21 protein-coding genes and 1 pseudogene are annotated in these 25,448 nt (G+C 71.9%); 5 read left to right on the top strand and 17 right to left on the bottom strand.

Translation table 11 applies throughout. The annotated features are described in order from the left end of the window. Positions 1–110: 110 nt before the first annotated feature. The 4 genes and pseudogenes from FHS29_RS38480 to FHS29_RS15450 form a co-directional block, all read right to left on the bottom strand. A pseudogene (locus tag FHS29_RS38480) lies at positions 111–991 on the bottom strand (molybdenum cofactor biosynthesis protein MoaE). A gap of 11 nt (positions 992–1,002) precedes the next feature. Next, complete coding sequence (gene moaC / locus FHS29_RS15440) at positions 1,003–1,476, bottom strand: cyclic pyranopterin monophosphate synthase MoaC (protein WP_184691324.1); 474 nt, start codon at positions 1,474–1,476, stop codon at positions 1,003–1,005. Positions 1,477–1,486: 10 nt separating this feature from the next. Continuing rightward, the gene (locus FHS29_RS15445) at positions 1,487–2,875 is read right to left on the bottom strand and encodes an NAD-dependent malic enzyme (RefSeq protein WP_184691325.1); all 1,389 of its coding nucleotides are present in this window, start codon (positions 2,873–2,875) and stop codon (positions 1,487–1,489) included. A gap of 796 nt (positions 2,876–3,671) precedes the next feature. Continuing rightward, entirely contained in the window at positions 3,672–3,857 is a 186-nt protein-coding gene (locus tag FHS29_RS15450) for a hypothetical protein (protein WP_184691326.1), read from the bottom strand. Positions 3,858–3,940: 83 nt separating this feature from the next. Between FHS29_RS15450 and FHS29_RS15455 the strand changes: the two genes are divergently transcribed. Then, entirely contained in the window at positions 3,941–6,199 is a 2,259-nt protein-coding gene (locus tag FHS29_RS15455) for a helicase-associated domain-containing protein (RefSeq protein ID WP_184691327.1), read from the top strand. 150 nt (positions 6,200–6,349) lie between these two features. Here FHS29_RS15455 and FHS29_RS15460 read toward each other — a convergent pair whose 3' ends face one another. Genes FHS29_RS15460 through FHS29_RS15475 form a run of 4 tightly spaced genes read right to left on the bottom strand, consistent with a single transcriptional unit; the run spans position 6,350 to position 11,597 of the window. Beyond that, a complete protein-coding gene (locus FHS29_RS15460; RefSeq protein ID WP_184691328.1) occupies positions 6,350–6,955 on the bottom strand; it encodes a GTP-binding protein in 606 nt (201 codons plus the stop codon). Then, positions 6,936–7,685: a DUF742 domain-containing protein gene (locus tag FHS29_RS15465; protein ID WP_184691329.1), complete on the bottom strand. Its 750-nt coding sequence runs from the start codon at positions 7,683–7,685 to the stop codon at positions 6,936–6,938. Before FHS29_RS15465 ends, FHS29_RS15460 begins: the two co-directional genes overlap by 20 nt. A gap of 31 nt (positions 7,686–7,716) precedes the next feature. Then, positions 7,717–8,136, bottom strand: a complete 420-nt coding sequence (locus FHS29_RS15470; protein WP_015097946.1) for a roadblock/LC7 domain-containing protein — start codon at positions 8,134–8,136, stop codon at positions 7,717–7,719. Further along, a complete protein-coding gene (locus FHS29_RS15475) occupies positions 8,133–11,597 on the bottom strand; it encodes a sensor histidine kinase (protein ID WP_221455994.1) in 3,465 nt (1,154 codons plus the stop codon). Before FHS29_RS15475 ends, FHS29_RS15470 begins: the two co-directional genes overlap by 4 nt. A gap of 408 nt (positions 11,598–12,005) precedes the next feature. Between FHS29_RS15475 and FHS29_RS15480 the strand changes: the two genes are divergently transcribed. After that, positions 12,006–12,983: an ABC transporter substrate-binding protein gene (locus FHS29_RS15480; protein ID WP_184691331.1), complete on the top strand. Its 978-nt coding sequence runs from the start codon at positions 12,006–12,008 to the stop codon at positions 12,981–12,983. A 120-nt stretch (positions 12,984–13,103) separates the two neighbouring features. Here FHS29_RS15480 and FHS29_RS15485 read toward each other — a convergent pair whose 3' ends face one another. The 4 genes from FHS29_RS15485 to FHS29_RS15500 all read right to left on the bottom strand — a co-directional run bounded on the left by FHS29_RS15485 (position 13,104) and on the right by FHS29_RS15500 (position 16,173). Further along, positions 13,104–13,949: an LppU/SCO3897 family protein gene (locus FHS29_RS15485; protein WP_184691332.1), complete on the bottom strand. Its 846-nt coding sequence runs from the start codon at positions 13,947–13,949 to the stop codon at positions 13,104–13,106. A 118-nt stretch (positions 13,950–14,067) separates the two neighbouring features. After that, positions 14,068–14,565 carry an LppU/SCO3897 family protein gene (locus FHS29_RS15490; RefSeq protein ID WP_184691333.1) on the bottom strand — a complete coding sequence of 166 codons (498 nt, stop codon included), beginning with the start codon at positions 14,563–14,565 and terminating at the stop codon, positions 14,068–14,070. Positions 14,566–14,620: 55 nt separating this feature from the next. After that, entirely contained in the window at positions 14,621–15,439 is an 819-nt protein-coding gene (locus tag FHS29_RS15495; RefSeq protein WP_184691334.1) for an LppU/SCO3897 family protein, read from the bottom strand. Between the two features lie 146 nt (positions 15,440–15,585). Continuing rightward, entirely contained in the window at positions 15,586–16,173 is a 588-nt protein-coding gene (locus tag FHS29_RS15500; protein WP_184691335.1) for an LppU/SCO3897 family protein, read from the bottom strand. A 209-nt stretch (positions 16,174–16,382) separates the two neighbouring features. On the opposite strand from FHS29_RS15500, the gene FHS29_RS15505 reads away from it, so the two are divergent. From FHS29_RS15505 to FHS29_RS15515, 3 genes are all read left to right on the top strand, one after another. Further along, a complete protein-coding gene (locus FHS29_RS15505; RefSeq protein WP_184691336.1) occupies positions 16,383–18,044 on the top strand; it encodes a DNA repair helicase XPB in 1,662 nt (553 codons plus the stop codon). Between the two features lie 121 nt (positions 18,045–18,165). Then, on the top strand, positions 18,166–18,810 hold the full coding sequence (locus FHS29_RS15510) for a hypothetical protein (RefSeq protein ID WP_184691337.1): 645 nt from the start codon (positions 18,166–18,168) through the stop codon (positions 18,808–18,810). Between the two features lie 10 nt (positions 18,811–18,820). Next, positions 18,821–19,771: an o-succinylbenzoate synthase gene (locus tag FHS29_RS15515; protein ID WP_184691338.1), complete on the top strand. Its 951-nt coding sequence runs from the start codon at positions 18,821–18,823 to the stop codon at positions 19,769–19,771. 46 nt (positions 19,772–19,817) lie between these two features. Here FHS29_RS15515 and FHS29_RS15520 read toward each other — a convergent pair whose 3' ends face one another. From FHS29_RS15520 to FHS29_RS15540, 5 genes are read right to left on the bottom strand one after another with little or no spacing between them, the layout of a single operon-like run. Further along, on the bottom strand, positions 19,818–20,894 hold the full coding sequence (locus FHS29_RS15520; protein ID WP_312864926.1) for a CapA family protein: 1,077 nt from the start codon (positions 20,892–20,894) through the stop codon (positions 19,818–19,820). A gap of 20 nt (positions 20,895–20,914) precedes the next feature. Further along, entirely contained in the window at positions 20,915–21,535 is a 621-nt protein-coding gene (locus tag FHS29_RS15525; protein WP_184691339.1) for an SRPBCC family protein, read from the bottom strand. 31 nt (positions 21,536–21,566) lie between these two features. Then, entirely contained in the window at positions 21,567–22,421 is an 855-nt protein-coding gene (locus tag FHS29_RS15530; protein WP_184691340.1) for an FAD binding domain-containing protein, read from the bottom strand. Next, positions 22,418–24,841, bottom strand: coding sequence for a xanthine dehydrogenase family protein molybdopterin-binding subunit (locus tag FHS29_RS15535; protein WP_184691341.1), 2,424 nt, complete (start codon positions 24,839–24,841; stop codon positions 22,418–22,420). The genes FHS29_RS15530 and FHS29_RS15535 overlap by 4 nt, the downstream gene beginning before the upstream one ends. After that, positions 24,838–25,380: a (2Fe-2S)-binding protein gene (locus FHS29_RS15540; protein WP_184691342.1), complete on the bottom strand. Its 543-nt coding sequence runs from the start codon at positions 25,378–25,380 to the stop codon at positions 24,838–24,840. Before FHS29_RS15540 ends, FHS29_RS15535 begins: the two co-directional genes overlap by 4 nt. Between the last annotated feature and the right edge of the window lie 68 nt (positions 25,381–25,448).

Consider the following 25,448-nt stretch of genomic DNA (forward strand, 5'->3'; position numbering starts at 1 on the left):
CGGGGTCGGCTCCGGCCGGCCCGTAGGACCAGAGACCCTGCCGTTCCCCCCGACGGCGGGGTCTCTGCTTCGGTCGGTGAGACGATGAGCCTAGGGCGCCCACCTGGAGTTCAGGGGCAGTTGACCCACTCGTCCGTGCCGTCGGCGAAAACCTGGCGCTTCCACACCGGTAGCCGCCGCTTCACCTCGTCCACGAGTTCGGAGCACATCGCGAACGCCTCGGCCCGGTGCTCGGCGGACACCGCGACGGCCAGCGCGACGTCCCCGATCGCCAGCTCGCCGACCCGGTGCGACACCGCCACCGCCCGCACGCCGGTGAACTTCGCCAGGACGTCGGAGACGACTTCCGCGACGACATCACCGGCGGAAGGGTGACCGACGTATTCGAGTTCGCGCACGGACCGTCCGTGGTCGTGGTCGCGCACCACGCCGGAGAAGGTCACGACCGCGCCGGCGGCGGCGTTCTCGACCAGCTTCGCGTGCTCCTCGACCGACAACGGCTGGTCGCTGACGGTTGCGCGCAGTACCTCGGTCATGCGTGGTCACCTCCGGCCAACTGGTCGACGGCGTGCTCCAGCAGCGTGCCGAGCACCTCCAGCCCGTCGCGCACCCCGCCGGTCGAGCCGGGCAGGTTCACCACGAGCGTGCGGCCCGCCACACCGGCCACCCCGCGCGACAGCACGGCGGTGGGCACGCGGGGCCAGCCTGACATGCGGATCGCGTCGGCCACGCCCGGCACCTCGTAGTCGAGCACGGCACGGGTCGCCTCGGGAGTCCGGTCGGTGGGGCTGATACCGGTGCCGCCGGTCGTGACGACCACCGACACCTCGTCGGCGACGGCGGTGCGCAAGGCGTCCGCTACCGGGTCGCCGTCGGGGACGACCGCGGCATCGGGCACGTCGAAGCCCCGTTCGCGCAGCCACGTCACAATGATGGGGCCACCACGGTCCTCGTACACGCCGGCCGCGGCGCGGTTGGACGCGGTGATCACCCTCGCGGTCTTCACGGGCGCACCCACAGGCCGGTCTTGCCGCCTTCCTTGCGCTCCACCCGCACCTCGTCCAGGGACGCGGCCGGGTCGACGGACTTCACCATGTCGTGCAGCGTCAGGCCGGCCACCGACACGGCGGTCAGCGCCTCCATCTCGACGCCGGTCCGGTCGGTGGTGCGGACGGTCGCGGTGATGCGCACCTCGGCCGGCCCGAGGGCCAGGTCGACGGCCACGCTGGACAGCGCGATGGGGTGGCACAGCGGCACGAGTTCCGAGGTGCGCTTGGCCGCCATGATCCCGGCGATGCGGGCGGTGGCCAGGGCGTCGCCCTTGGGCAGGCCGTCGCTGCCGAGCAGGCCCACCACCTCGTCGGTCGTCCGCAGCACGCCGGACGCGACCGCCGTGCGGGTGGTCTGCTCCTTGGCGGACACGTCCACCATCCGGGCCGCACCGCTCCCGTCGAGGTGGCTGAACTGCTTGGTCATGCCAGCGATGCTAGGCCTGTCGGGCGGCGGCCTTCCGAACGGCTTCGGCGACGGCGGGTGCGACGGAGGTGTCGAACACGCTGGGCACGATGAAGGAGGCGTTCAGCTTCTCCCCGTCCACCACGTCCGCGATGGCGTTGGCGGCGGCCAGCAGCATCGAGTCGGTGATGGTGCGCGCGTGCGCGTCGAGCAGCCCGCGGAACACACCGGGGAACGCCAGCACGTTGTTGATCTGGTTCGGGAAGTCCGACCGGCCGGTGGCGACCACGGCGGCGTGCTTCTGCGCCTCCATCGGGTCGATCTCGGGGTCCGGGTTGGCCAGCGCGAACACGATCGCGTCGGAGTTCATGGTGGCCACCTGCTCGGCACCGAACAGGTTCGGCGCGGACACGCCGATGAACACGTCGGCACCGACCAGCGCGTCGTGCAGCCGTCCGCTGACGTTGTCGCGGTTGGTGACGTTGGCGATGGACTTCAGGTTGTCGTCCAGGCCGGGGCGGTCGCGGTGCACGATGCCGTCGACGTCCACCGCCACGACGTCGCCGGGGTTCTGCTTGAGCAGGAGGCGGATGATCGCGGAGCCTGCCGCGCCCACGCCGCAGACCACGATCTTGCAGTCCGCGGGATCCTTGCCGACCACGCGCAGGGCGTTGCGGAGGGCGCCCACGACAACGATGGCAGTGCCGTGCTGGTCGTCGTGGAAGACCGGGATGTTCAGCTTCTCGCGCAGGCGCGCCTCGATCTCGAAGCAGCGGGGGGCGGCGATGTCCTCCAGGTTGATGCCGCCGTAGACGGGGGCGATCAGTTCCACGGCGCGGATGATCTCCTCGGTGTCCTGGGTGTCCAGGCACACGGGCCACGCATCGACGCCGGCGAACTTCTTGAAGAGGGCGGCCTTGCCCTCCATGACGGGGAGGGCCGCGGCCGGCCCCAGGTTGCCGAGGCCCAGCACGGCCGAGCCGTCGGTGACCACTGCCACGGTGTTGCGCTTGATGGTGAGGCGGCGGGCGTCGTCCGGGTTCTCGGCGATGGCCTGGCAGACGCGGGCCACACCGGGGGTGTAGGCGCGGGAGAGGTCGTCGCGGTTGCGCAGCGGGACCTTGGAGGAGATCTCGATCTTGCCGCCGAGGTGGACCAGGAAGGTCCGGTCGGAGACCTTGCGGACCACGATGCCGGGGAGCAGGCCCAGGGTGTCGGTGATGTCCTTGGCGTGGTTGGCGGAGAGGGCGTTGCAGGTGAGGTCGATGATCACCCGATCGGTGTGGGACTCGACCACGTCGAATGCGGTGATCACGCCGCCTGCTCGCCCTACGGCCGAGGTCAGGTCGCCTGCTGCGCTCGCGGAGGGAGGCGCTTCCAGACGGACGGTGATGGAGTAACCAGGGCCGGGGACCGGCATCGAACCTCCCAGAACAGCACTGCCGAGCGGGGACCGAGCCTAGTCCGGTCGGATTAGCGGAACGTGCGCGGCTCGGGGGTGCGGCTCTTGGTGGGGCTCTGGGGTGGAGCGCGGGGGCTGCGGTGGAGCCGGGGTGGGACGCGGGCGCTTTGGGGTGGGGCTGGGGTGGGTTGCGGGTGGGTTCTCAGCTTTGAGCGGCGGGATTGTCGTGCCTGCGTGGTTGGGTGTGTGTCAGGGGGCGTTCACTTCGAGGGGACGCCTGCGGAGCAGGCGGAGCGGAGCCTGCGGAGCAGGCGGAGCGGAGCCTGCGAAGCGTGGCGGAGCGAAGCGTGGCGGAGCGAAGCGTGCGGAGCAGGCGGAGCGTGGCCATGGGGGATTCAGTGGCTTGGGGTCTACGGGCTTGAAAAGCGTCCTCGCCGGACGGGCAGACCGCCAAGGATCCCTTGCAAAGCTCTTCGAGCTTTGAGGTGCGGTGAGGGTGGGGGTCTGCGTGTCCTCCCCGTATGACCTGGTCGGAGACAACCACATGCGTCAAGGGCAGATCGTGAAGGCGCGTGCGGTGATCGCGCGTTCGATCTGCCCTTGACACATGCGGTTCGCTGGCGCGCAGGCCATACGGGGATGACACGCAGAGGGACCGGTGTGCGCTGGCGCGCAGGCCAGAGCGCAGGTGTGCGCGTGGGCGAACCGCAGGCGTGCGCTGGCGCGCAGTCCTACGCTCAGGGTGTGCGCGTGGCGCAGCCGACCAACCGGGGTGTGCGCGTGTGCGCGGCCAGGTGGTGTGGGTGGGGCTTGGTCAGCGGTTGATCTCGGTGACCGGGTGGTGGTAGCCGAGTTCTTCAGCCGGTAGTGGGAACGTGATCTTGCCGAACGGGGACTGGGCGCCCTGGACCTCGCTGGCCAGCTCGCTCACCGCGTACTTGCCGTCCGCGGGCGGCTCCGGCCAGTTGGGGTCGATGCGCTCGGGGCGGACCTTGGCCACGGTTCCTCCTTGGGGGTGCTGCACGTCGGGACAAGTGTGCCTCACCGGGTCGGTGGTGTGCGCGGCCCTATACCGTGGTGGGGATGTCCGGCACCACATTGGCCGAGTGGCTGCGGTCGCGGGAGGACTCCGCGCTCGTGGCGTTGTTGCGCGCGCGTCCGGACCTGGCGACCCCACCGCCCGCGGACACTGTGGTGTTGGCCACTCGGGTGGGGTCTCGCGCTTCTGTCGCCCGGGCCTGTGAGGACCTCGACACCCTGACGCTGACGGTGCTCGAGGCGTTGCTGGTGTTGGACGCTGATCAGCGGCCGGTCCGGATCGAGGACCTCGGTCGGTTGTTCGATGTGGACGTCCGCCCCGCGGTCGACGTTCTGCGTGGTCGGGCGTTGTTGTGGGGGGATGACGACGCGCTGTCCACGCCGCCCGCGTCCCGGGATGCGGTGAACCCGTTCCCGTGTGGTCTGGGGCGGTCCGTGCCCAGCCTGGCCGACGCCGACCTGAGCGTGCTCGGGGACGATGAGCGGCGGGTGTTGACGGCGTTGGCCGCCGGGCCGCCGGTCGGGCAGACGAAGGACGCGGCGCATGTCGTGTCGTTGGCCGGCGCGCGTACGCCGATACAGAAGCTGCTGGCCCGCGGGTTGTTGGTGCGGCGGGACGCGTTGACCGTCGAGCTGCCGCGTGAGATCGGTCTCAAGGTCCGCGGCGACCGCCCGCTGGGTGACATCCGTACCTCCGAGCCACCCCTGTCCACCGTCGGACGGGATCCCGCGACGGTCGACAGCACGGGTGGCGGTGCGGCCCTGGAGCTCTGCCGGCACGTCGAAGGGCTGCTGAACGGGTGGTCCGAGGAGCCCCCGGCGGTGTTGCGGTCCGGGGGTGTGGGTGTCCGGGAGTTGCGCAAGGTCGCGAAGGACCTGGCCGTCGACGAGCGTCGCGCCTCGCTGCTGGTCGAGCTGGTGGTGAACGCCGGGCTGGTCGCCGACAGCGAGGGCGCCGAGCCGGAGTGGGTGCCGACCGCCCAGGCCGACACCTGGTTGTCGGCCGTCCCCGAGCACCGGTGGGCGACGTTGGCGCAGGCCTGGCTGGAACTCCCCCGGCTGCCCGGGCTGATCGGGCAGCGGGACGACCGCGACCGGCTGCTGAACCCGTTGGCACCCGAGCTGAACCGGCCGGGGGCTCCTCGGGACCGCAGGCGGGTGCTGGAGGCGTTGGCCGCGCTCCCGGTGGGTACCGCGGTGCCCGACGCGGACGAGTTGGCCGCCGTGCTGGCGTGGCGGGCCCCTCGGCGTGGCGGGCGGCTGCGGGACGAACTCGTCCGGTGGACGGTGGAGGAGGGCACCGCGGTCGGCGTGCTGGCGCTGCACGCCCTCACCGCGCAGGGGCGGACGCTGCTGAGCGAGGGGCCGGGGGCGGCTGCCAAGCGGCTCGGTGACGCGTTGCCGGCACCGGTCGACCACGTGCTGGTGCAGGCGGACCTGACCGTCGTCGCGCCGGGCCGCCTGGAGCCCGAGTTGGCGGAGGACATCGCGCTGGTCGCGGACGTCGAGTCGGCGGGTGGGGCGACGGTCTTCCGGGTGCACGAGGGGTCGGTCCGGCGGGCGTTCGACGCCGGGCGGACGGCCGCGGACCTGCACGAGTTGTTCCGGGCGAAGTCGCGGACGCCCGTTCCGCAGTCGCTGACCTACCTGATCGACGACGCGGCTCGCAAGCACGGCCGGTTGCGGGGCGGGGCGGCCGGGTCGTTCCTGCGCTGCGACGATCCGGTGCTGATCACCGAGGTCGCCGTGCACCCGGCGGCGGAGCGGCTGGAGCTGCGCAAGATCGCGCCCACCGTGCTGGTCAGCCCCTACCCGCTGGCCGAGGTGCTGGACGGGTTGCGGGCCGCCGGGTTCGCCCCGGCCGCCGAGGGGCCGGACGGGCGGGTGCTGGACCTGAAGGTGGGCGGCCGGCGGATCGCGGGCAAGGGGCGGCGCAGGTCGCCGGTGCCCGCTCCGCCGTCGGACGAGCAGCTGGGCGAGCTGGTGCGGCTGGTCCGGGCCGGTGACCAGGCGGCGTCGACCACCGGGGGTGCCCGGGTGTCCGTGCCGGGTCACCTCGGGGCGGGGCCGTCGGCGACCATGGCGTTGCTGCAACAGGCCGCTCGCGAGGGGCGCAGCGTCCTCGTGGACTTCGTCGACGGGCACGGCACGGCGGCACGACGGGTGATCAAGCCGCAGGTCGTGGGCGGTGGCGTGCTGGAGGGTGTGGACGTCAGCTACGGCGAGGTGCGGCGGTTCCCGTTGCACCGGATCACGTCGGCGGCGCTGGTGGAGGGCGAAGGACCCGGCGGGGTCGAGGTCTAGGCCGCCGGCGACCGACCTCGCGACGCGGGCAGCCGCGCGGCGGGCGTCACCCCGTCCACCGGAGCAGCCCGAGGGGCGGCCTCCCACGAGGGGGCCGCCCCTGAGTCCGAGCCGGCCCGACCGGGGTTCCCGGCCGGTCGGCACCGCCGATCAGCCCGCGCGGACGGACATCCACTGGCGCATCGCGTGTTCCACCAGCGTGATGAGGGTCTGCTTGGTGGACTGGCGGTTGCGCGCGTCGCAAGTCACTATCGGCACCGACTGGTCGATGGTGAGCGCCTCCCGCACGTCTTCGATCCGGTGGTGCAGGAGACCGTCGAAGCAGTTCACCCCCACCACGTACGGCAGCTGCCGGTCGTCGAAGAAGTCGATCGACGCGAACGCGTCGGCCAGCCGCCGCGTGTCCACCAGCACGATGGCGCCGATCGCACCCCGCACCAGGTCGTCCCACATGAACCAGAACCGGTGCTGACCCGGCGTACCGAACAGGTACAGGATCAGGTCCTGGTCCAGCGACACCCGGCCGAAGTCCATGGCCACCGTGGTGGTGACCTTGTTCGGCGTGGCCGAGAGGTCGTCGACCCCGGCGCTGGCCTCGGTCATCACCGCTTCGGTGGTCAGCGGAACGATCTCCGACACGGAACCGACGAACGTCGTCTTGCCCACGCCGAAACCACCGGCCACCACGATCTTCGCGGAGGTCGTAGGCTTCCGTGCGCCTTCGGCCGCGTCGGGGCTAGAGCCTGCGAAGCCCACTGAGCACCCTCTCAAGGAATTCAATGGAAGGCCGGTCCCCCACGACCAAGCCGCCCTGGTGAATCAAAACCAAACCCATGCTCGCCATGTCGCCGATCAGCACGCGCACGACGCCCAGCGGCAGCCGCAGGTGCGCGGCCACCTCCGCCACCGACCTCGTGTCGGTGCACAGCCCGCAGATCGACCGGTGCTCGGGGAGCACGGCCGCGTCGCGTTCCAGACCCCGCTCGCTGGTGGACACCAGCGCCTCGATCGCGAGGTCGTAGTCCGGCCGGGTGCGGCCACCGGTCCGGGTGTACGGGCGGACCAGCGAGCCCGACTCGGCCGCCGGGTTCTCCTCCCGGCGCACGACCGGCTGCGGACCGGTCGTGTAGGGCAGCTGTTCCGGCACGCTGTCGGGCAAGTTGTGGGCGCCGAACAGGTCGGCGCCCGGACCCCCGAACAGCCCGCTGCCGTACCCGTCGATGTCGAACCGGTTGGGGACGTCGTCGTAGTCGTACGACGAGTCGTCAACCTCACGCTGAGACATATCGCCTAGCCCCTGCCCTGTGCCTTCGACCCGTGGAGGCTCGGCCGCCCGACCGGTCCACGAGTTGGGTACGTCCTCGGCTTCCTCGTCTGCTGAGGGGTCGGCATCCGGCTCGTCGAATCGGAAGCCGCCGACCGCCCACTCCTGGTAGTTGAAGTTCCTACCGAAGCGGCGTGCACCGGCGCCAGATCGTTCAGCCATTTACCGCTCACCCCCACGATCTCATGAGGATCTACCGCCGAACCGCGCCCTGGAGCTGCGCGCGCAGCTCCGGGGTCAACTGCTGGCCGACGCGCTCGACCAACAGGGTCATCTCGTACGCCACGAGGCCGATGTCGCAGTTCGGGGCCGCGAGCACCGCGAGGCACGACCCGTCGCTGATCGACATCAGGAACAGGTAGCCCCGCTCCATCTCGACCACGGTCTGGTTCACGGTGCCCGCCTCGAAGCACCTCGCCGCGCCGGCCGTGAGGCTGACCAGGCCGGATGCCACTGCGGAGAGCTGTTCGGCACGGTCGCGGGGCAGGCCCTGCGAGCCGGCGAGCAACAGCCCGTCCGCCGACACGACCACGGAATGTGCCACACCGGGAACCCGGCGCACGAAGTCGGTGATAAGCCAACCAAAGCTGCCTGGCTGAGCTGCGGTCGTCACTCCTGCTCCTCGTCTTGCCGGCTCGACATGTCACCAGCGTAAGCGTCGATCAAAGCGTGTCGCCCTCGACGGACGCCCTGCTGAAGACTCGACATGCGTCCACGGATCGCGTCAGCCGATCGTGGTGGCAGCGGGGGCCGCTGCGGTTGCCGCTCCGCGGCCTGGGGCTTGGGAGCGGCGGATCCCGGCACAAGCTGAGCCTTGGGCACCCGTTTGGGCAACCCCGCCTGTGTCGTGGTCTCTGGGGCCTTGCTGAGCAGTGCCTGGGCAGCTTGCCAGCCTTCGTCGGCGGGCGAGTGCCAGGCCTGTTCGGCGGACTGCGCGAGGTCGCCGTGGGCGGGGTCCGCGTGGGCGGACGCGCCGTCGGTGAACTCGCCGTTCGCGACCGGCTCCGGCTCGGCGACCGGTTCGGGCTCGGTCACGCGGGGCACCTCCGCAGCGCGCTTGGGCAGGTTGTCGGCGGAGCCGGGCTGCCGCTTCGGCAGCCCGCCCTCGGTGAACGGACGGCCCTTGTCGACCTCGCGCTGCGGGAGCGCCTGGTGCGCCGCGCCGTGGTCCACCTCGCGCGGCGGGATCGGCGGGTGCGCCGGGCCCGCCTCGGTGGTCGGCGCGACCGGCGGGACGGACTGCGGCCTGCGGGTCGGCAGGGACGTCTCCTCCCGCGCGGTGGGCTCCGGGTCGGGCCGGGGCGCCGGCGGGACCGCCTGGGCGGTGGCCGCCGACGTCTCGCTGCCCACGGCCTGGAACCACTGCGAGAGGACCGCCTCGTAGATCGGCAGCCGCTCGGTCGGGGCGTCCAGGTCGTGCTCGACCGCCTTGGCGGCCGGCGGCAGGTGCGGCGTGGAGCCGTTGCGCCGCACCGGCTCGGGTTCGGGTTCGTCGAGCGGCTCGGTCCCCGCGAACGGCTCGGGCAGCGACCTGCCCTCGCCCGAGAGCCTGCTCTCGATGGCCGGCGCGAACTGGGTGGTCTGGAAGCCGTGCTGGTCCGGGTCGTCGTCGCCGTGCCGGTCCTCGTAGGCGGTGAACAGCGTCGGCTCGCCGAACGACCCTTCCGGCTCGCGCTCGACGTCCCGCTCGCCGTGCTCCTCGGCCAGCGGCAGCCACGGCTGGGAGATCTCGCCGGAGCGCTCCGCCGGGGCCTCGCCGAACGTCGGCAGCCGGGTGGCGTCCGGCTCGCTGTCGCTCTGCACGAAGCTCACCGGGAAGCCCGGCTCGTCGGCCGGCCGCGGCGAGCTGCCGTAGCCCGGTTCGTCGTCCGGGCGCGGCGTGCCACCGAAGCCCAGGTCGTCGTTCGAGCGTGCCGAGCTGCCGTAGGCCGGTTCGTCGTCCAGGCGCGGCATGGAGCCGGTGAACGCGCCCGCGATGCCGCTCGCGCGTTCCGCCTGGTTCGGCTGGTAGGCGGGCGGCGTGCCGAACACGGACTCCGAGGGCAGCGGGGCACCGGCCGCGCCGGGCGACGCGACCAGCGTCTCGGGCACCACGACGAGTGCGGTGGTGCCGCCCTCGATGTCCTCGTTGGCGCGCAGCCGGACCTTGATGTCGTGCCGCTTGGCCAGCCGGGCGACCACGTACAGGCCCATCCGGCGGGACACCGCGACGTCCACGTCCGGCGGGTCGGCCAGCCGCTCGTTGGCGTCGGAGATCTCCTGCTCGGCCATGCCCACGCCGCGGTCCTGGATCTCGATCGCCAGCTCGCCCTTGCGGGTGCGGGCGGTGCGCACGGTGACCTTGGTGACCGGGTCGGAGAACGCGGTGGCGTTGTCCAGCAGCTCCGCGATGAGGTGCACGAGGTCGTTGACCGCGCGGCCCTGGACGGTGAGCTCCGGGGTCTGGCCGACCTGCACGCGGGCGTACTGCTCCACCTCGGACACCGCCGCGCCGAGCACCTCGGCGGCCGGCACCGGGCGGGTGAGCCGGCGGGACAGGTCGGTGCCGGAGAGCACCAGCAGGTTCTCCGAGTTGCGCCGCATCCGGGTGGCCAGGTGGTCCAGCTCGAACAGGCTGGCCAGCTGGTCCGGGTCCTGCTCGTCCTGCTCCAGCCGGTCGATCAGGTTCAGCTGGCGTTCCACCAGGGCCTGCGAGCGGCGGGACAGGTTGACGAACATCGCGTTGACGTTGTCCCGCAGCAGGGCCTGCTCGGCGGCCAGTCGGACCGCCTCGCCGTGCACCGCGTCGAACGCCCGCGCGACCTGGCCGACCTCCTCCTTGGTGGTGATCGGCACCGGTTCGATGGCCGTCTTCGCGGCTTCCTGCGGGTTCGGGTCGACCAGGATCCGGCTGACCGCGTCCGGCAGGCCGTGCTTGGCGACCTCCAGCGCGGTGCGGCGCAGCGTGCGCAGCGGGGTGAGGATCGACCGGGCCACGAACAGCGCCGTGATCAACGCCAGCAGCAGCGCGCCGAGCACGATGCCGGAGTCGCGCAGCGCCGCCGCGCGGGCCAGGCCGGTCAGCTCGTCGGTGCGGTTCTGCAGCTGCTCCAGCAGCAGGTTCTCCACGTCCCGGGTGAGGTTCACGGTCAGCGTGGCCGCGATGTCCCACCTCTCCGGGCGCAGCGAGGACAGGCTCTTGCCGCCGGCCGCCAGGTTCAGCGCCGACTCCTGCATGTCGTTCGCGGTGTCGACGATCAGACCGGTGACCGTGTCGTCGTAGATCTTGGCCTGGTCGGGTGTCGCGGACTTGCGGAAGTCGTTGCGGGCCGCGTCCAGCTCGGCGTTCGCGGCGAGCAGCGCGCGTTCCTGGCCGGGGCCGAAGCCGCCGCGCTGGAAGACGTCGAGCATGATGCCGCGCTTGCGCGACTCCTGCTCCTTGATGCGCCCGATCGCGTTGGTGGCCAGGTGCAGCCGCACCAGCTCCGGGTGGTTGATCCCGGCGATCGCCTGCTCGCCGAGGTCCAGCAGGCTCTCCACGGACTCCGAGTAGGTGCGCAGCACGGCGTCGGACGGGTACGCGGTGTCCCGCACGGCGTTGCGCAGGCTGTTGAGCCGCTTGAGCTGCTCGGCCGCGCGGCGGAACCGGGTGACGACCTCGTCGTCCAGGTCGCCGCTCAGCTCGGAGATCTTGTTGTTCAGCGCGTCGGTCGTGTCGTTCACGCGGCGGAGCTGGCGGTCGAGCACGACGCGGTCCAGGCTCTTGCCGGACGCCACGTGGCTCGCGCTCAGGTCTCGTTCGCGTTGCAGTTGCTGCACGAGGTCCGCGACCGCGGCCTCCAGCTGGATCTGGTTCGCCAGTCGGTTGAACTCGGTCGCGTCATCGAGGTCGGACTGCACGCGCAGCCCACCGAGGGCCAGCGCGGCCACGGTGGGGATCAGCAGCACGGCAGCCAGCTTGGTGGGCAGACGCCAGTTGCGGAGCCGCCACGAAGCGGTACCGGCGTTCTGCTGCTTGCGCACCTCGGTTGTCGGCCCGGCGCCCGTTGACTCGGTCACAGTTCCATCACGCAGCGCAGCCAGTCCGTCACCCATTCCGGGGCTATCGGAGCGCGGTGGAATCCCCACGCCTGACTGGCTGGGACCTCTCTCTCGTCGGGCCACCCTGGGCTTCCTCTTCCGGCAGCAGTGTTCCCCGGCCTCTCCCCCGGACCGAAGCATGGACTCGAAATTCGGCCGAATTGCAGCACAGGAGTGGTAGCGCCGGCTAGGCACCCCACCTCCGCACGGGGACACGACGATCCACTTCGACCTTGTGCCACCCGGCCGGGAGCGTAGTGCCGCACCCCCACCCCAGGGAAGACTCCGGAAGCACTCACCGTATCGGCCGGGGCTGTCGTTTCATACCTCCGGGTGGTTACCATCCCCGGCATCGACAACTGCGTCGAGAATTTCGGTTGATCAAATAGACCCGCTCCTGAGGTCATCGCGGCGAGAGGTGCCATGCCAACCCGAACGCGTGTTCTGCGACGTGCGGCAGCGTTGTTCGCGTGTGCCGCGACCCTGACGGCGTGCGGCCTGTTGCCGGGCACCGACGACGGGAACCGGCCCGAGGTGGAGCGCAACACGCTGCGCATCGGCGTGATGCCGGTGGTCGACGTGGCGCCGCTGAAGCTGGCGATCAACGAGAAGCTGTTCGAGAAGGCCGGCCTGTCCGTGCAGCACGTGACGCTGAGCAGCGAGGCCGAGGGCATCAAGCAGCTGGACACCACCCTGGACATCACCTGGGCCAGCCACGTCAACCTGTTCCGCACCGTCGCCGAGGGCACCCAGCTGCAACTCCAGGGCGAGGCCTACCAGGCCGGCACGAACACGATGGCGCTGGTCACCACCGACCCGAACTACGACGGCCCGGCCAAGCTGGACTCGCCCCGCATCGCGGTGAACAGCGAGTCCGACGTCGGCGCGCTGACCACCAAGGCCGTGCTGGACACCGCGGGCGTCGAGAAGCAGCGGATCAGCCTGCGCGAGATGCCGTTCGAGCGGATGGTGGACGCCATGCGGGCCAAGGAAGTCGACGCGGCCTGGATGACCGAACCGTTCATCACCAAGGCGCAGAAGGACGTCGGCGCGCGGATCGTCACCGACACCGCGACCGGTCCGACCAAGGACTTCCCCATGTCCGGGTACGCGTCGAGCAAGAAGTTCGCCGACGCCAACCCCAAGACGCTGGCACTGTTCCGGCAGGTCCTGCGGGACGCGCAGCAGCTCGCGACGAACAACAAGCTGTCCGTCCAGGACGTCCTCACCGGCTACGTCGACGTGGACCAGCAGACCGCCGCGCTGGTGTCGGTCGGCACCTTCCCGCTGTCGCTCAACCCGATCCGGTTGCAGCGCGTCGCGGACATGATGGACAACGAAGACGTCCTGCCCGGTCGATTGGATGTCCAGGGGCTGCTTCCGCCGGGCACCACGAGCTAGCGCGGCACGACGAACCGGATCGCAGAACTAGCCGAGCGCGACCGGTTCGTCGCTCGCGGTGAACAGCAGTGGAGTTTGTAGGGGCCTTCCGCTTCAACGGCGGAAGGCCCCTCACTTTTGTTATTCGGTCTTGACCAAGCAGACGGTGGTAGCCGGCTGTGAGTAAACGAACACGGTCTCCCCGCTCTCGCACTCGTTCTCGTCGGAGGTGTTCGCGACCTTGGACACCTTGTGCGTCGCGGCCGAATCGCAGGTCACTTTGGTGGTTTTGCCTGCGACAATCGTGCCCTCCTGCTTGAAGCAGTCCCCCTGCTTCGCGTTGAGCACCAGGCACAGCTTGAAGCCGTTGCTGCGCCGCCCGCCCCGGTTGCTGTACTCGGCGTAGTCGCCGGAGGGGCACGCGCTGGTGCTGCTGCTCAGGTTCGCGGCCACCTTGAACGCGGCCTCGGTCGAGGAGCACTCGATGGTCTCCACGTCGGCGTTGGTGACCGACGCCGAGGTGACCTTGATGCAGTCGCCCACGTCGGCGCGGCCGGGGCTGCCGATGCCCGCGACGATGCCGGCCACCGCGATGCCGACGACGATCAGCACGACCACGCCGATCAGCGCCTTGGCGCCGCTGGACGTTCTCTTCTTCGCGGGCGGGAAGTCCTGCCGGCCGGGGAAGCCGGGCTGGCCGGGGAAGCCGGGTTGGCCGGGTGGGGGGTAGCCGGCCTGCGCGTAGTCGGGCTGGGGCGGGTAGCCCGGCTGCGGTTGGTAACCCGGCTGGTGGCCGGGCTGCGGGTGGCCCGGTGGCGGCGGATATCCCGGTTGCCGCGGGTAGCCCTGACCCGACGGCGGCCCCTGGAAGCCGGGCGGGTAGCCCTGGGGCTGTCCGGTCGGCGCGGGCTGTCCCCAACCCGGTTGCGGGGGCGGGTGGCCGCCGGGCGGCGGGGCGTACGGCGGCGGGTTCGGGGGCGTGGTCACGCTGCGTTCCTCTCGGGTCGGGCGAGCGGAACGTACCGCCGTGGACCCGGCGGGCGCAGGGGTTTCCGGCAGAAGCGTCAGCGCGCGGGGTCGGCCCGGAGAGGTGGTGGCAGCGGGATCAGGACGACGGGGTCACGGCAGCCGGATCGGGGTGCGGCGAGGGGCGGGTGAGGCAGAACGTGACCGAGGGCTCGGGGTAGGCGAGCCTGCGGCTGTCGCCGCAGTCCTCGGTGTTGCCCCGGGCGACCTTGACGACCCTGACCGAGTCGGTGGCGGCGCAGTCCGCCTTGCGCACGCCCGCTTCCCGGTCCTGCCGGTAGCACGCGCCTTCCACGAAGTTCGGGATCAGGCACAGCGTCACCGAGCCGGTGTAGGTCGAGTACGGCGCGCCGCCCTTGGGGCACTGCGCCTCGCCCTCGACCACCTTGGCGATCTTCACGTTGGCGTGCTCGGACCCGCAGTCCAGCGGCTGGTACCGCGGCCGGTCGGCCTGCCCGGCGATGTTCGCGCAGTCGCCCGCCACGGGCGTGGCGCCGTCACCACCGGTCATGGTCAGCGCGAGCGCGCCCACGACCACGACGGCGGCCGCGGCGACGCCCCATCCGATCTTCCCCATGGACTAGGACATCGGCACGGCCGCGCGCCGGGTTGAACGGGTTCACCGCATGTGGTTACAGCTCCGCCGGTGCCAGGCAGTAGGTGACGGCGGGCTCCGGGTAGGACATGCCTGCGCTGTCCGGGCACTGGGTCAGGTCGGTGGAGTCCTTGATGACCTTGGTGACCTTGATCGCGTCGGGACCGGTGCAGTCGCCCTTCACGAACCCGGTGCCCTCGTCCGGCTTGTAGCAGGCGCCCTCGGCCATGTTCGGCAGCAGGCACAGCTTGTAGCCGTCGCCGACGCTCGACGCCGGGGAGACCTCGGTGTACAGGCCTTCCTCGGGGCAGACCGCGTCGGCCTGGTCCAGCACCTTGCCGACCTGGTACGAGGCCTTGGCGTCGCCGCAGTCGAGCGTCTTGACGTCGGCCCGGTTGTCGGACTGCTCGGTGAGGCTCACGCAGTCGCCCGCCGAGGCGGCGGCGCTGTTGCTCATGAAGTAGCGCACCGCGAAGAAGCCGCCGACGATGACGATCACGGCCAGCGCGGCGATCAGGATCTTCCTGAGCGGGCTGCCGGACCTGGCGGGCTCTTCGTGCCCTTCGTCGTCGGGCGTGGTCAGGTAGCGGCTCGGCTCGCCGGCAGGGGCGGCGGCGCCCGGCGTGGCGGCAGCGGGTGCGGCGGCAGCGGGCGTCGCGGTGGCGGGGTCCGCCGGCGCGGGCGTGGCACCGGCCGTGGACCCGGCTGCGGCGGGGGCGGGTCCGGTGGTGCCGTCGGCGGTCAGGTCCGCCTTCGGTGCGTCGGCCTTCGGGGTCTGGGGTTCGGCCTGACCGGCGGCCTCCGCGGACTCGGGCTCGGGCGCGTCCTCGGCGGGCTGGTTCGGCTGGTTGCTCATGATCATCCTCGCTGGACGGGTGCGCGTGACGCTCCAGAAGGTAGCGGCACGCGTACCCGTCCCCGCGATCAGGCGTTCTCAGCCGCGGCCCACGCCGGGAACCTCTCGGCTTCGGGGGGCCTACCGGCGAGGTGGTGCCCCGGTGGTCAGGAGTTCAGCACGGGCTCGAAGCAGAAGGCCTGCTTCGGCTCCGGGAACGCCAGCGCCATGCCGTCGCCGCACGCGGACTCGTCGTCCGAGCCCTTGACGTGCTTCACCAGCTTCAGCACCTCCGCCTTGCCGCAGTCCACGGGCGGGTAGCCCATGGTGGTGGTGCTGCTGGTCAGCTCGTAGCAGCTGCCCTCCTTGAACGTCGGGATCAGGCACAGCTTCGAGTCCGGCCCGCGCCGGGCGGTCTCGGTGTACTGGTCGTAGTACTGGCCGTCGCACTTCCCGGAGGTCGAGTCGAGCACCTTGGCGATGGTGTAGTTCGCCTCGGCCGAGCCGCAGTCCACGGTCTTGAAGTCGGGCTTGGTCGAGGTGCCGGTCAGGCTGGCGCACTCGCCGGCCTTGGACTGGGCGGCGTCGCTGGTGAAGTAGTTGAAGCCGTAGATGACGAGACCCGCGACGAGGAGACCGGCCACCGCGGTCAGGATCCGGACGACGAGGCTCTTCTTCTTCGGCGCCTCCGGCTCCTGGTGCTGCTGCGGGGCCGGGGGGAAGTTCGGGTTGGGCGCGGGCGCGTCCGTGCTCATGGTGACCTTCGTTCGGTTCGGGGACACCCGCGTGGGACCGCGCGATTCCGCGCGAGCGGGAAAAGAGAAGGTATCGACTCACCCATCCGGGTGTACGGCGAGTTATCGAAACGAGTCCGGCGCGCGGGGTGTGCGCCCGCCCACACTCGACGCCCGACTTGCACCCGGTTGGAACACTGGAGGTACGCCAACGACAGGAGTGCGTTCTCGTGACCGACGGCCCACTGATCGTCCAGTCGGACAAGACCTTGCTGTTGGAGGTCGACCACCCGCTGTCGGACGACGCGCGCACCGCCATCGCGCCGTTCGCCGAGCTGGAGCGCGCCCCCGAGCACGTGCACACCTACCGCGTCACGCCGCTCGCGCTGTGGAACGCCCGCGCCGCCGGGCACGACGCCGAACAGGTGGTCGACGCGCTGGTCCGGTTCTCCCGCTACCCCGTCCCGCAGCCGCTGCTGGTGGACGTGGTGGACACGATGGGCCGGTTCGGCCGGCTCCAGCTGTCCAACCACCCGGCGCACGGCCTGGTGCTCAGCTCGACCGACCGCGCGGTGCTGGAGGAGGTGCTCCGGCACAAGAAGGTCCAGCCGATGATGGGCGCGCGCATCGACGACGACACGGTGATCGTGCACCCCAGCGAACGCGGCCGGCTCAAGCAGCTGCTGCTCAAGGTGGGCTGGCCGGCCGAGGACCTGGCCGGGTACGTGGACGGCGAGGCACATCCGATCGAGCTGGTGGAGGACGGCTGGCAGCTGCGCGACTACCAGCGGCTGGCCGCCCGGGCGTTCTGGGCGGGCGGCTCGGGCGTCGTGGTGCTGCCGTGCGGCGCGGGCAAGACGCTGGTCGGCGCGGCGGCGATGGCCGAGGCCGGGGCGACCACGCTGATCCTGGTCACGAACACCGTCGCGGGCAGGCAGTGGAAGCGCGAACTGGTGGCGCGGACGTCGCTGACCGAGGACGAGATCGGCGAGTACTCCGGTGAGCGCAAGGAGATCCGCCCGGTCACCATCGCGACCTACCAGGTGATCACCCGCAAGTCGAAGGGCGAGTACAAGCACCTGGAGCTGTTCGACTCCCGCGACTGGGGCCTCATCGTGTACGACGAGGTGCACCTGCTGCCGGCGCCGGTGTTCCGGATGACGGCCGACCTCCAGTCCCGCCGCCGGCTGGGCCTGACCGCGACCCTGGTGCGCGAGGACGGCCAGGAGGGCGACGTGTTCTCGCTGATCGGCCCCAAGCGGTACGACGTGCCGTGGCGCGACATCGAGGCGCAGGGCTGGATCGCGCCGGCGGAGTGCACCGAGGTCCGCGTGACGCTGACCGACCACGAACGCCTGGAGTACGCCACCGCCGAACCGGACGAGCGCTACAAGCTGTGCTCCACCGCGCGCACGAAGCTGCCGGTGGTGAAGGCGATCCTGGACCGCCACCCCGACGAGCCGACGCTGGTGATCGGCGCCTACCTGGACCAGTTGGAGTCCCTGGGCGAGGCGCTGGACGCGCCGATCATCCAGGGTTCGACCAAGAACAAGGAACGCGAGCAGCTGTTCGACGCGTTCCGGCGCGGTGAGCTGCGCACCCTCGTGGTGTCGAAGGTGGCGAACTTCTCCATCGACCTGCCCGAGGCGTCGGTCGCGGTGCAGGTGTCGGGGACGTTCGGGTCGCGGCAGGAGGAGGCGCAGCGGCTGGGCAGGCTGTTGCGGCCCAAGGGCGACGGGAGGCAGGCGCACTTCTACTCGGTGGTGTCGCGGGACACCCTGGACACCGACTACGCCGCGCACCGGCAGCGGTTCCTGGCCGAGCAGGGGTACGCGTACAAGATCGTCGACGCGGACGACCTGCTCGGCCCCAAGCTGCCCGAGGTCGGCTGACCGCGCACGTCCGGGGTCCGGGCCTCGGGATCGGCTCGTCCGAACCGATGAGCGCGCTTCTGCCGGACCGCCTCCCGCGCTACGTTGATCGCCGGACTTCGGCCCGACGGTCAGGTGGGACATGACGGTGGTGGTGCGGCTCAAGCCGTTACCGCGTTGGTGGGTGTGGCGGCCGGGCGCCGATCGGGGGGCCGCGGTGCGGCTCGCCCGGCAGCGGGCCAGGCGGGGCAGGTCGCGGGTGCTGCTCGCGGTGGCGGTGCCGTTGGCCTGTGCGCTGGTGGTGCTCGCGCCCTCGTGGTGGTCGGCGGTCCTGCTGGCGGGGGTGCCGTTCCTGTTCACGGGCGCGATCCTGCTGCTGCCGCAACGGTTCTCCGAGTGGGACGTGGTGGTGGCCGCGGCGGAGCGGGACGTGGTGCACTGCGAGCAGTTCGACGACGCGGACCAGCGGCGACGGGCCCGGAAGCTGTGCGAGCACTTCCTCGCGGTGCGGGAGCACGCCGACTCCGCGCGGCTCGCCCACGTCGAGGCCCTGCTGTGGCAGGCGTTGGTGGCGTTGCGGGACAGCCTGCCGGTGCGGGACGCCCTCGCCCACGCCGACAACCGGCCGGGGCTGGCCGCCGCCATCGCCGAACAGACCCGGGCGCTGGCCGACCTCGACCGGCGGGTGGACCGGTTCGCCGCCGCGCTGCGCGTCGCCGTGGAAGAGCTGGACCCGGAACTCGCCGCCAGTGCGCTCCGCCGCGTCGCCGCGCTGGACCCGCTCTAGGCTCTCCGCCGTGTTCGTCTACTCGATCCCGATGCGCAACCGGTTCCGTGGCATCACCGTCCGGGAGGGCGTGCTGCTGGAAGGGCCGCGCGGGTGGGGTGAGTTCTGCGCGTTCCTGGACTACTCGGACGCCGAGTGCGTGCCGTGGCTGGCGTGCGCGGTGGAGTCGGCGGTCGACGGGTGGCCGGCGCCGGTGCGGACCCGGATCCCGGTCAACTGCACGGTCCCCGTGGTGTCGCCGGAACGGGCCTACGAGATCGTCGTCGCGTCCGGCTGCACCACGGCGAAGGTGAAGGTGGCCGATCCGGGTGCCGCGCTGTCGGACGACCTGGAGCGGGTGGCGGCGGTGCGGGACGCGCTCGGGCCGTCCGGGGCGCTGCGGGTGGACGCGAACACGGCGTGGGACGTGGACACGGCGGTGCGCGCGATCCGCGAGCTGGACCGGGCCGCGCAGGGGTTGGAGTACGTGGAGCAGCCCTGTCCGTCCATCGAGGAGCTGGCGGCGGTGCGGCGGCGGGTGGACGTGCGGATCGCGGCGGACGAGTCGATCCGGCGGGCGGACGACCCGTTGAAGGTCGCGGTCGCGGGTGCGGCGGACGTCGCGGTGATCAAGGTCGCGCCGCTCGGCGGGGTGCGGCGGGCGTTGGAGGTCGCCGAGGCGTGCGGGCTGCCGTGCGTGGTGTCGTCGGCGGTGGAGACGTCGGTGGGCATGGCGGCCGGGCTGGCGCTGGCCGGGGCGTTGCCGTCGCTGGACTTCGCGTGCGGGCTGGGCACGCTGTCGCTGCTGGACGGCGACGTGGCGAGCGCGTCCCTGCGCCCGGTGGACGGCTGGCTGCCGGTACCGGCGGGAGCACCGGAGCCGGACCGGTTCGCCGAGTTCGCCGCCGACCCGGCCACCACCCGCCGCTGGGAGGAACGCGTCGACCGCGTCCAGGCCCAGTCCGGCGCCGTTCGGCGGTGAACGGCCGGCACCCCCGCGCCTTCGAACGCGTCACCCGTCGCGGCGGTCATGGTCGGCCCAGTCCTTGAACGCCCATGCTGCGCACCACGCCGTCGGTGCGGGCGAGGGCCTCGGTGCGGCGCGGGGTGGCCGGGGACCTGGTCAGGTCCACGACGCGGATCGGGGGGCCGAATTCGACCAGGGTCGGGATGTACTCGGCGTGTTCCACGGTCCAGCCGCCGGCGCCCTTGACGAACTTGAAGCGGGTGACGATGCCTTCCTCGGTGATGCCGCGCGGCTCGGAGTGGCGGGCGACCTCGTTGCCCATGCCGTAGACGACCCACTTGCCGTTGATCCGCTCGATCGGCTGCACGGCGTGCACGTGCGTCCCGATGATCAGGTCCACGGCCGGGTCGGCGAGGATGGCCGCGGCCATCTCGCGCTGCTCGGGTGTCGCCTCGTGCTGGTACTCCGCGCCCCAGTGCAGGCTGGCCACCACGACCTCGGCACCGGCGGCGCGAGCGGCGCGGGCCGCGTCCAGCACACCCTCCACGGAGAGCTGGTTCGCCATCCACGGCTGCGGCAGCGGGATGCCGTTGAACCCGTAGGTGAACGCGATGTGCCCGACCTTCACGCCTTTCGCGTCCAGCAGCAACGGCGTCGACGACTCGGCGGGCGTGCGGAACGAACCGGTGTGGTGCAGGCCGGCCGCGTCCAGCACGTCCAGGGTCGTCTTGATGGCCCCCGACCCGCGGTCCAGCGTGTGGTTGGACGCCGTGGAGCAGCTGTCGTAGCCGATGGTCTTCAGCGCCGTCGCGATCTCGGGCGGTGCGCTGAACGCGGGGTAGCCGTAGGTCGGCGCGCCGGGTTCGGACAGCGGCGTCTCCAGGTGGCAGATCGACAGGTCCGCGTCGATCGCCGGGCGCAGGCCGTCCAGCAGCGGCACGAAGTCGCGGTCGCCGTCCCGGTCCGCCTGTTCGGTCAGCAGCGGGTGGACCAGGATGTCGCCGCCCGCCGCCAGCGTGAACGACGGCAGCGGCGGCGGCTCGGACGACGCGGGCGGCGGCGGCAGCCGGGACGAGGTGGTCACCACCGGAGACCCGGTGCAGGCCGCGGCGAGGCAGGCGACCAGCGCGAGGAGCACCGGCCGCCTGCCGCGCGTGTTCAGCGGTGCCGCCTGCGGCGGATCAGGAACACCAGCGCGGCCAGCGCGATCGCGAACGGCAGCACCCGCTTGAGCACCGGGACGCCCGCCGTCTCCACCAGGTCGATCGGCTCGTCGGGCACGGCCCGCAGCCGCGGCCGGGCCGAGGGCTCGGGAGAAGTCACCTCCTCAGCCTCCCCCGTCCCGAGCGAGGTCGCCAGGCAAACCGCGAACTCGTCCACGACCTTGCCGCCGACCTCGCTGATCAGACCCCGTCCGAGCTGCGCGGGACGCCCGGTGACGGTCAGGTCGGTGACCACCGACACGGCGGTGCCGCCGTCCACCCCGGACAGCGCCACGGACACCGTGGCGGACGCCGTGCCGTTGCCCCTGGTGTCCTTGCCGGACGCCTTGAGCACGGCCGCGTGCACGTCCTCGGCCACCGAGGTGAACTCCCCGGTCCCCTGGTAGAGCAGGCTCACCGGGCCGAGCCTGACCTTCACGGTGCCGGTGAACTTCCGCCCCTCCACCCCGGTGAGGGTGGCGCCCGGCATGCACGGCGCCACCTTCTCCGGGTCGAGCAGCGCCGCCCACACCTCCGGCACGGGCGCGGGGACGGTGAACCGGTGCTCCAGCTTCATGCGTCCACCCTCATGCGTTCACCGCGGCGCTTCACGCGTTCACCGCGGCGGTCACGGCCCGCTCGGTCAGCACGCGGGCGAGGTGGGCGCGGTACTCGGCGTCGGCGTTGCCGTCCGTGCCCGGTTCGGTGCCCTCGGCGGCCCGGGTGGCGGCCGTGGTGATGGCCTCGGCCGTCGCGGGCTCGCCGACCAGCGCCTCCTCCACGCCCCGCGCCCGCACGGGTGTCGGCCCCATGTTGGTCAGACCGACCCTGGCCTCCGCGACGACGCCGTCGGACACCTTCAGCGCCGCCGCGACCGCCACGATCGACCAGGCCTGCGAGACCCGGTTGAACTTCTCGTAGTGCGCGCCCCAGCCGGTCAGCTTGGGCACCCGGACGTGGGTGAGCAGTTCGCCGGGCGCCAGCGCGGTGGTGAAGTGGCCGACGAAGAACTCCGCCGCCGGCACCTCCCGCGTGCCGCCCGGACCGCGGCACACCATGACCGCGTCCAGCGCCAGGGCGGGCGCGGGGAGGTCGCCCGCCGGGTCGGCGTGGGCCAGCGCGCCGCCGAGCGTGCCCCGGTGCCGGATCTGCGGGTCGGCGACCGTCTTCGTGGCCAGGCACAGCAGCTCGGCGTGCTCGCGGATCAGGTGGTCGCGCTGCACCTCGTAGTGCGTGGTCATGGCACCGATGAGCAGCGAGTCGCCGTCGTCGTGCACGCCGGTCAGCTCGGTGAGCCCGGACAGGTCCACCACCAGCGTGGGCGCGGCCAGCCTCATCCGCAGCACCGGCAGCAGGCTCTGGCCGCCGGCGAGCACCTTGGCGTCCTCGCCGCCCTCCACCAGCGCCCGCACCGCTTCGTCCACTGTGGACGGCGCGACGTAGTCGAACGCGGCCGGGATCATCCGGCACCTCCCCGCGCGTCGATGGAGCCGTGGACACCGCCGGTGGCGGGGGTGACGGCCGTCCGGCCCTGCAACGCCTTCCACACGCGCATCGGCGTGCACGGCATCTCCACGTCGGTGACGCCCATGTGCCGTACGGCATCCACGATCGCGTTCACCACGGCCGGCGTGGACGCGATGGTGCCCGCCTCGCCGACTCCCTTGACGCCCAACGGGTTGGACTCCGCCGGCGTCTCGGTGCGGTCGGTGGTGAACCACGGCAGGTCGACCGCGGACGGCACCAGGTAGTCGGCGAGCGTGGCGGTGGTGAGCGTGCCGCCCTCGTCGTGCACGGCCTCCTCGTACAGGGCCTGCGCGATGCCCTGCGCCACGCCGCCGTGCACCTGGCCCTCCACGATCAGCGGGTTGACCACCTTGCCGACGTCGTCCACGCACACGTACGAACGGATCCGCACCCGCCCCGTCTGCGTGTCGACTTCGGTCGCGCACAAGTGCGTGCCGTGCGGGTAGGAGAAGTCGGTCGGGTCGAACGTGGCCTCCGCGTCGAGCCCCGGCTCCACCCCGTCCGGCAGGTCGTGCGCGACGTGCGCCGCGACCACCACGTCGCCCAGCGCCATCGTGGTCGACGTGCCGCGCACGGAGAACGTGCCGGAGGTGAACTCCACGTCGTCCGCCGAGCACTCCATCAGGTGCGCGGCCACGGTTCGGGCCTTGGCCAACACCTTGTCGGCGGCCAGCACCACGGCCGTGCCGCCGACCGCCAGCGACCGCGAGCCGTAGCTGTCCATGCCCCGGTGCGAGACCTGCGTGTCGCCGTGCAGCACCTCGACGTCCTCGAACGGCACGCCCAGCCGGTCGGCCACGATCTGGCTCCACGCCGTCTCGTGCCCCTGCCCGTGCGGCGAGGTGCCGGTGACCAGCTCCACCTTGCCGGTGGGCAGCATCCGGATCGCCGCGTGCTCCCAACCCCCTGCCGCGTACCGCAGAGCGCCCAGCACGCGGGACGGCGCGAGCCCGCACATCTCGGTGTAGGTGGAGATCCCGATGCCCAGCTGCACCGGGTCGCCGTTCGCGCGCCGTTCGTCCTGCTCCGCGCGCAGCGCGTCGTACCCGAACAGCTCCACGGCCCGCGCGGTCGCCGCCTCGTAGTTGCCGCTGTCGTAGGTGAGACCCGAGACCGTGGTGAACGGGAAGTCCTCGTGCCTGATCCAGTTGCGCTGCCGCAGCTTTAGCGGGTCGACGCCGAGCTCGGCGGCCAGCTCGTCCATGATCCGCTCGATGGCGAACGTGGCCTCCGGACGCCCCGCGCCGCGGTACGCGTCCGTGGGCGTCTTGTTCGTGAACACGTTGGTGCAGGTGAACCGGTACGCGGGGAACTTGTAGATGGCGTTGAACATGAACGCGCCCAGGATCGGCACGCCCGGCGACACCAGGCGCAGGTACGCGCCCATGTCGGCGAGCAGGTCGACCTTGAGCCCGGTGACGGTGCCGTCCGCGCGCGCCGCGAGGGTGATCCGCTGGACCTGGTCCCGGCCGTGGTGCGCGCACAGCATCGACTCGGTGCGCGACTCGGTCCACTTCACCGGCTTGCCGAGCCGGCGGGCGACCAGCAGGGTCAGCACCTCTTCCGGCGTGACCTGGAGCTTGCCGCCGAACCCGCCGCCCACGTCCGGGGCGATCACCCGCAGCTTGTGCTCCGGGATGCCGAGCACGGCGGACAGCATCCAGCGCAGGACGTGCGGCACCTGCGTGGAGGACCACATGGTGGCCGAGTCCGAGGTCGGGTCGACCACCACCGAGCGGGGCTCCATGAACGCCGGGATCAGCCGCTGCTGCCGGAACGTCCGCTCGACCACCACCTCGCCCGACGCGACGGCCCGGTCCACGTCGGTGCCGGTGCCCGCCTCGGCCGAGTCGAACACCCAGGTGGCGCTCTTGTTCGTGCCCAGGTCGGGGTGCACGAGGTCGGCGCCGTCCTCGATCGCGGCGGCCATGTCCAGCACCACCGGCAGGTCCTCGTAGTCGACGTCGATCGCGGCCAGCGCGTCGTGCGCCTCGTACGCGGTGCGGGCGATCACCAGCGCCACCGCCTCGCCGGCGAAGTTCACCTCGTCCACCGCGATGGACGGCGCGGGCGGGGCCAGCATGTCCTCGGTGATCGGCCACGCGCACGGCAGGCTGCCCTGCTCGTCGGCCAGGTCGGAGCCGGTCAGCACGTCCAGCACGCCCGGCATCCGCACGGCCGCGGTGACGTCGACCGACGTGATGCGCGCGTGCGCCACCGGGCTGCGCAGCACGGCCATGTGCAGCATCCCGGCGAGCTGGATGTTGTCCGTCCACCTGGTGGCGCCGGTGATCAGCCGGGCGTCCTCCTTGCGCCGCCGGGCCCGACCGACCTCGGGCTCGGCCGTGGCGGTCACTCCCCACCGCCGGTGTGCAGGGGCGCCCGCTCCACCACGGCCCGCTCGTCCACGCGTTCGACGTCGGGGCCGGCGCCCGGGCTCATCCGCCGGGCGGCGTCGCGGACCGCGCGGACGACGTTCTGGTAGCCGGTGCAGCGGCAGAGGTTGCCCTCCAGGCCGTGCCGCACGGCGTCCTCGTCCGGGTCCGGGTCGTCCGCGAGCAGGTCGATGGCCTGCATGATCATGCCGGGGGTGCAGAACCCGCACTGGAGCGCGTGGTTGTCGTGGAACGCCTGCTGCACCGGGTGCAGCAGGCCGTCGCGGGCGAGTCCCTCGACGGTGGTGACCTCGCGACCGTTCGCCTGCACGGCGAGCACGGCGCACGACTTCACGCTGTGACCGTCCAGGTGGACCGTGCACGCGCCGCAGTTGCCGGTGTCGCAGCCCACGACCGTTCCGGTCTTGCCGAGTCGTTCGCGGAGGTGGTGGACCAGCAGCGTGCGAGGTTCGACCTCGTCGCTGTAGTCCACCCCGTCCACGGTGACGGTGATCCGCATGAACCCTCCAAGCCTGTGGTGGTGATGGGGGTCACAACAGAGCGTGCTACCGGTCGTCGCGTCGAACA

The organism is Saccharothrix tamanrassetensis (assembly GCF_014203665.1).
GTDB lineage: Bacteria > Actinomycetota > Actinomycetes > Mycobacteriales > Pseudonocardiaceae > Actinosynnema > Actinosynnema tamanrassetense.